Source organism: Agriterribacter sp., from assembly GCF_035444585.1.
Lineage (GTDB): Bacteria > Bacteroidota > Bacteroidia > Chitinophagales > Chitinophagaceae > Agriterribacter.
Genome location: NZ_DAOMOZ010000287.1, coordinates 1 through 5,142, shown reverse-complemented (window position 1 = coordinate 5,142; position 5,142 = coordinate 1). Strand labels below are relative to the sequence as shown.

The window sequence follows — 5,142 nt, the reverse complement described above, 5'->3', positions numbered from 1 at the left end:
TGTTTTAGGACCGCTCCTTTTGGACTTTTAATCGAACCATAGAGGAATTGAAATAACGTTCCTGGAGCTACAGGCGTTAGAATACTTTCCCCTTTTAATCGAACCATAGAGGAATTGAAATTTTGAAACGCCGTTGAGCGTTACGTTCGGCGATGTCTTTTAATCGAACCATAGAGGAATTGAAATGTATTTTTATGCAGGGTTTTTTGTTTTTCACCTTTTCTTTTAATCGAACCATAGAGGAATTGAAATCTGTCTCGAATAAGAGAGAAATTACGATCAGGAATCTTTTAATCGAACCATAGAGGAATTGAAATCCAATACAAGCGTCTGAATTAACAATCAATTTCTTCTTTTAATCGAACCATAGAGGAATTGAAATGGAACAACGGAAGGAGTGGCATTGTGATTCACAGTGCTTTTAATCGAACCATAGAGGAATTGAAATAACGAGTACCCGAAAAAATAAATCTCATCGTAATTACTTTTAATCGAACCATAGAGGAATTGACTGTATCACCGCTACAATTCGCTTTAATACGTTTTTTGCCTGAAAATCTTCCTGCCTCTGCTACCGGTTCCTGCATTTTTAAAGCTGCTGACAGGACTTGTTGAAGGCACTTTATGCATGTTGCTGTTAACCGAACCTGGCTCAAAGGGATGACCATCGACCACAGGAATGAATCTCCGGTTGAGCTTTTGAATATCATTCAATAAGGGTTTTTCATTCGGGTCGCAAAAAGAAATGGCAATACCACCTGCACCCGCTCTTCCGGTTCGGCCTATGCGGTGCACATAGGTTTCAGGCACATTCGGCAGGTCAAAGTTAATTACATGGGTTAACTCTTCAATGTCAATACCACGTGCGGCAATATCCGTTGCCACCAGTACACGGGTCTTCCGGGTTTTGAAATTCTCCAATGCCCTTTGCCGCGAATGCTGCGATTTGTCGCCGTGAATGGCCTCGGCCCGGATGCCCGCAGCATTGAGCTTATGCGCCAGCTTATCCGCGGCATGCTTCATTTGGGTGAATACCAAAACAGTTTCAATAGACTTGTTCTGCAACAAATGGATCAACAAAGATCGCTTGTTCTTCTTCTCCGTAAAATAAACGGACTGCTCTATTATTTCTACCACAGAAGAAACAGGGGTAACTTCAACCTTTACCGGATCTTTCAGTAACACTGATGCCAGCTTGCTAATGGCGGGAGGCATGGTTGCAGAGAAAAAAAGTGTTTGCCGCCGGGCAGGCAACTGAGCAATGATGCGTTTTACATCGTGTATAAATCCCATATCAAGCATGCGGTCTGCTTCGTCCAGTATAAAATACTGAATATGGCTGAGGGAAACGATTTTCTGTTGCATCAGGTCAAGCAAGCGACCCGGTGTGGCTACCATCAGGTCTACCCCCTTGCGAATAGCCTGCACCTGGTTGTGTTGCGGAAGTCCGCCGAAGACCACAGTATGTTTTACATTTAAAAACCTCCCGTAAGCCTCGATGCTTTCACCAATCTGTATGGCCAGCTCCCTGGTAGGTGTGAGTATTAAAGCCAGCGGCCGCTGCAAAAACTGAATGCTTTTTTTCTGCTCATGGATCAGTTGCAAAACAGGAATGGTAAAAGCGGCGGTTTTTCCGGTACCTGTTTGGGCGCAACCCAGCAAGTCCCGTTTTTGTAAAATAGAAGGGATCGATTTTTCCTGAATGGGGGTGGGTTTGGTATATCCTTCTTTGCCCAGGGCCTGCAATACAGGTTCTATAAGCTGCAAATTGTTAAATGACACTTGTGATTTTTTTAGTAATAAAAGAGTGATAAGGCTATCAAAAAAACTGATACTTTATCTGCCTTAGGTTAAGCGCTCACTATAATGGAGGAGGATGAACTACTACACAAACGGAGAAAGCAATAACATTAAGAGCGGCGAAGGTATAACAATTAAACAACTTAAAAAAATGCGATACGGGAGGGTGCAACAACGGCGCAAACTGATAATATCGCTTTGTGCATCGCTGTTCCAATCCGAATTCGGGGTGCTATCGCCTCTGCCGGGTCAGAGCAGTATTCAGCATAGCAGAAATCCGGATATGATAATATTTAGTAATCCCGGTATAGTTTTTAAGCATATTTTGTATTATATTCGGTAAATGCATATGCGCACTATAACCAAAACGTCACAACCCTGTTAATGCAGTTTTTTATGTGCCCCATTCATACCCGTTCATCAATTTCTTTCATTTTCCGGTGCCGGCAATATACCATCAGCCATATATATAATAATATTCATCTCCTAATAATCCATCTTCTAATTAATCAAAAAGCTTTGAAGATCCTCAACCCTGTAAAAAAAAAATAACCATTTGATCGTTTTACCTTAACCTTTTTCTCAGATTATGATTAGACTTTTATTTACTAAATTCTTCTGTTTATGAAAAAAGCTAAACTGCTTCTCTATTTTGTTTTCTTTAATTTTTTGGCCATCCAGGCCCAGCAACAGCAGGTTCGCGGCAGCATTTTTGACATCAGCGGAACGCCTGTGCCATCGGTATCTGTTCGTGAAAAAAATACGGAGAATGGTACGATGACCGATGAACAGGGTAAGTACCAGATCAATGTAAGATCTGCTCAAAGCGTCCTTGAGTTCTCAGTTGTAGGCTACAAATCACAGGAAGTGGTTGTGGGCAACCAGGCTTCAGTGGATATTGTGCTGGAGCTCGAAAATTCAACACTGGAGGATGTTGTTGTAATTGGATATGGTACGCAAAAAAAGGTAAACCTTTCCGGAGCGGTAGACCAGGTGAAGGCCAGAGAACTGCAAAACCGGCCCATTGCAAATGTTTCCCAGGGCTTGCAGGGCATGGTGCCTAACCTCAATATCCGTTTTGGTTCCGGGGCGCCCGGAGCAGCGCCCGATATCAATATCCGGGGCATTACTTCCATTAATGGCGGCGGCCCGCTGATACTGGTAGACGGGGTACAAACGTCGGCAACGGAATTGAATTTACTGGCAGCCCAGGATATTGAATCTATCTCAGTTATTAAAGATGCCTCGGCCGCCGCTATATATGGCGCAAGAGCCGCCTTCGGAGTTATCCTCATCACCACCAAAAGCGGTGGTGCGGCAGGTGTGAAAGTGAACTATTCCAATAACTTCAGCATGAACCGCCCAACCATAATGCCTAAAATGGTAACAGATCCCTATGTTTTTTCCCGCTTACTCCAGTTGTCTACCGATAATACACCCTGGAATAACGTGAGCTACAGCGACCAGTTTTATGCTTATGCAAAAGAAAGATCAGAAAACCCCTCTGTTCCGGGCGTACGGGAAAACCCCAGCCAACCCGGTTCATGGGAGTATATGGGTAACCGCGACTGGAGCAGGTATTTTATGGACGACTACAATTTTAACCAGAACCACGATCTCTCCATCAATGGTGTAAGTGAAGACAATAAAGTGCAGTATTACCTGTCGGGAGGCTACAACAGGCAGAACAGTCCGCTTGCCCTGGCTAAAGATGTCTTTGACAGGTACAGCCTGAGAGGCAAGGTGGATTATAACATCAACAAATGGCTGAAGTTTGGCAACAATACTTTTTATACCAGTTCCCTGCGGGAAACACCCACCTATTTCGACCCCTGGGGTATCTATAACCATTTTCCGACAGCTTTTGATAAAAATCCCGACGGCACCTGGGCCAACACCAGTGTGGGATATGCAGCGGCCCAGATCGTTGACGGCGGCACTTATACCTCGAAGCAGAATATGATCCAGTCTACTTTTTCAGGTGAACTGTCGCTATGGGACCGTTTGCTGACCGTAAATGCAGACTATACCTTCAGGAATACGGCAAACAACGACAACTGGCATTATAAGAAATATAAGATCGGCTACGGACCGGAAGATGTCAGGGAAGAAGGACAAGCCAGCGCCAACCATCGCGCAATATTTGAAAACTATCAAATATTCAATGTGTATGGAACATTGAACAAAAGCTTTTCAAAGCACGCTTTCACAGCCGTTCTGGGATACAACCAGGAAGCGCTGCGCTTTGAAAATTTCCAGGTAAGCCGGCAGGAACTGATCTCCTCCTCCTTCCCTACCATAGCACTGGCTACCGGTATCTTAAATGCGGGCGAATCTATCAGCAGCTATGCCATCAGGGGCGTTTTTGGCAGGTTGAACTATATATTTAACGACCGGTATATCGTGGAATTCAACGGGCGTTATGACGGCTCTTCCCGTTTCCCGAAAGATAAAAGGTTTGGATTTTTTCCTTCCGCCTCTGTTGCCTGGAGGGTAGACCAGGAGAACTTTATGAGTTCTGTCAGCCATGTTGTAAATACTCTCAAACTCCGTGCTTCTTACGGCTCTCTCGGTAACCAGCTCGTAGACTACTATGGTTATATCCCATCCATGGGAACAGCCCAATCCGGCTATTTGGTAGGAGACGGAAGACCATTGATCATTAACCCGCCCGCTTTGGTTTCCAATAATTATACCTGGGAGAAAGTGAATACAACCAATGTGGGAATAGACCTGGGTTTTTTAAACGACAGGATAACCGCCGTATTTGATTATTATACCCGCAATACGCTTAATATGCTTACAATAGGCAAGCAATTGCCTTCCGTACTGGGAGCAAGTGAGCCAAGTGAAAATGCAGCCGATCTGCGAACCAAAGGCTGGGAATTAACACTGGGATACCACGACAGGTTCAATGTTGGCGGAAGCCCCCTGTCTTTTAACGCCCGCTTTGTATTGGCAGATTCGAGGAGTAAGATCACCCGGTTCGACAACCCCAATGGCAGCATAACGCAATACTATGCCGGGATGGAACTGGGAGAGATCTGGGGACTGGAAAGTGACGGGCTTTTCCAGAATACCGATGAGATCGCCAAGCTCGATCAAACCTCCATCATTCCCTGGGGCGCCCTGTCTATTGTACCGGGATGGCCCAAATACATAGACCAGGACGGCAACGGCATCATTGAGAAGGGATATACATTAGGCGATACAAAGGACATTAAGATCATAGGCAATACAAGCCCGCGCTACGAGTACGGGCTGGATCTGAGCGGCAACTGGAAGAATATAGATGTACGGCTATTCCTGCAGGGCGTAGGCAAAAGAGATTACTACCCGCTC

The 5,142-nt window shown here is 45.0% G+C and carries 2 protein-coding genes and 1 CRISPR repeat array; of the genes, one reads left to right on the top strand and one right to left on the bottom strand.

Annotated elements, in window-relative coordinates; genetic code table 11:
• Positions 1 to 24: 24 nt before the first annotated feature.
• Positions 25 to 514: a CRISPR direct-repeat array (repeat unit 30 nt; unit sequence CTTTTAATCGAACCATAGAGGAATTGAAAT).
• A gap of 20 nt (positions 515 to 534) precedes the next feature.
• Positions 535 to 1,782, bottom strand: a complete 1,248-nt coding sequence (locus PLH26_RS20110) for a DEAD/DEAH box helicase (RefSeq protein WP_324587813.1) — start codon at positions 1,780 to 1,782, stop codon at positions 535 to 537.
• 642 nt (positions 1,783 to 2,424) lie between these two features.
• Between PLH26_RS20110 and PLH26_RS20105 the strand changes: the two genes are divergently transcribed.
• Positions 2,425 to 5,142, top strand: a 2,718-nt coding sequence (locus tag PLH26_RS20105; RefSeq protein WP_324587812.1) for a SusC/RagA family TonB-linked outer membrane protein, incomplete at its 3' end; no start/stop codon positions are given.